At 58.8% G+C, this 1,935-nt stretch carries 1 protein-coding gene and 1 rRNA gene; one reads left to right on the top strand and one right to left on the bottom strand.

Annotated elements, in window-relative coordinates; all coding sequences use genetic code 11:
* Positions 1-4: 4 nt before the first annotated feature.
* A 16S ribosomal RNA gene (locus AC4H2S_RS21155) occupies positions 5-1,519 on the top strand.
* Positions 1,520-1,728: 209 nt separating this feature from the next.
* Here AC4H2S_RS21155 and AC4H2S_RS21150 read toward each other — a convergent pair.
* On the bottom strand, positions 1,729-1,935 hold a 207-nt coding region (locus tag AC4H2S_RS21150; protein ID WP_491498961.1), incomplete at its 5' end, for a hypothetical protein.

Raw genomic sequence — 1,935 nt, 5'->3', positions numbered from 1 at the left:
TTTTTCGATGGAGAGTTTGATCCTGGCTCAGGACGAACGCTGGCGGCGTGCTTAACACATGCAAGTCGAGCGGAAAGGCTCTTTCGGGAGTACTCGAGCGGCGAACGGGTGAGTAACACGTGAGTAATCTGCCCTTGGCTTCGGGATAGCCACCGGAAACGGTGATTAATACCGGATATGACCATGTCGTGCATGCGGTGTGGTGGAAAGTTTTTCGGCCAGGGATGTGCTCGCGGCCTATCAGCTTGATGGTGAGGTAATGGCTCACCATGGCTTCGACGGGTAGCCGGCCTGAGAGGGTGACCGGCCACACTGGGACTGAGACACGGCCCAGACTCCTACGGGAGGCAGCAGTGGGGAATATTGGACAATGGGCGGAAGCCTGATCCAGCAACGCCGCGTGAGGGATGACGGCCTTCGGGTTGTAAACCTCTTTCGCCTGTGACGAAGCGCAAGTGACGGTAACAGGTAAAGAAGCACCGGCCAACTACGTGCCAGCAGCCGCGGTAATACGTAGGGTGCGAGCGTTGTCCGGAATTATTGGGCGTAAAGGGCTCGTAGGCGGTTTGTCGCGTCGGGAGTGAAAACGCCGTGCTTAACACGGCGCTTGCTTTCGATACGGGCAGACTAGAGGTATTCAGGGGAGAACGGAATTCCTGGTGTAGCGGTGAAATGCGCAGATATCAGGAGGAACACCGGTGGCGAAGGCGGTTCTCTGGGAATTACCTGACGCTGAGGAGCGAAAGTGTGGGGAGCGAACAGGATTAGATACCCTGGTAGTCCACACCGTAAACGTTGGGCGCTAGGTGTGGGGTCCATTCCACGGATTCCGTGCCGCAGCTAACGCATTAAGCGCCCCGCCTGGGGAGTACGGCCGCAAGGCTAAAACTCAAAGGAATTGACGGGGGCCCGCACAAGCGGCGGAGCATGCGGATTAATTCGATGCAACGCGAAGAACCTTACCTGGGTTTGACATACACCCTGCCGCTCCAGAGATGGGGCTTCTTTTGGGGGTGTACAGGTGGTGCATGGCTGTCGTCAGCTCGTGTCGTGAGATGTTGGGTTAAGTCCCGCAACGAGCGCAACCCTCGTTCTATGTTGCCAGCACGTAATGGTGGGGACTCATAGGAGACTGCCGGGGTCAACTCGGAGGAAGGTGGGGATGACGTCAAGTCATCATGCCCCTTATGTCCAGGGCTTCACGCATGCTACAATGGCCGGTACAAAGGGCTGCGATCCCGTAAGGGGGAGCGAATCCCAAAAAGCCGGTCTCAGTTCGGATTGGGGTCTGCAACTCGACCCCATGAAGTCGGAGTCGCTAGTAATCGCAGATCAGCAACGCTGCGGTGAATACGTTCCCGGGCCTTGTACACACCGCCCGTCACGTCACGAAAGTCGGCAACACCCGAAGCCGGTGGCCCAACCCTTGTGGAGGGAGCCGTCGAAGGTGGGGCTGGCGATTGGGACGAAGTCGTAACAAGGTAGCCGTACCGGAAGGTGCGGCTGGATCACCTCCTTTCTAAGGAGCACACACCCCGATGCCGGGCGAATGTTCCGGCACGCATGGTGGTGTCTCACTAGTGGAATCGTCGACGTCAGCTGCTGCTGGCTTGTCTTGCTCATGGTCCTCGTTTGGGGGTGGTGGGTGGGGTGGGTTGGTGGGGGTTGGTTCTCCCAGGTCCTGCGTTGGTGGGGGTGGGGTCAGACACACTGTTGGGTCCTGAAGGATCAGCCGCGCGTCCTGGTGCCGGTGTCGTGTTCTCCCGCTTCGGTGGGATGGGCGTGGTGTGGGTGTCCGGGGGTGGGTTGGGCTTCTGTTCCCTCTTCGTCTGCTGTCGCCTGTTGTGGGTGGTGGTGGGGGTTGGTGGGGTTGTTGTTTGAGATCTGCATAGTGGACGCGAGCATCTTTGCAACCGATGCCGCCTTGGTGCGCAC

It is taken from the genome of Nocardioides sp. Z13_37 (genome assembly GCF_058355585.1).
The sequence above is the reverse complement of the archived record's forward strand: the minus strand, read 5'-3'. Positions and strand labels throughout refer to the sequence as shown.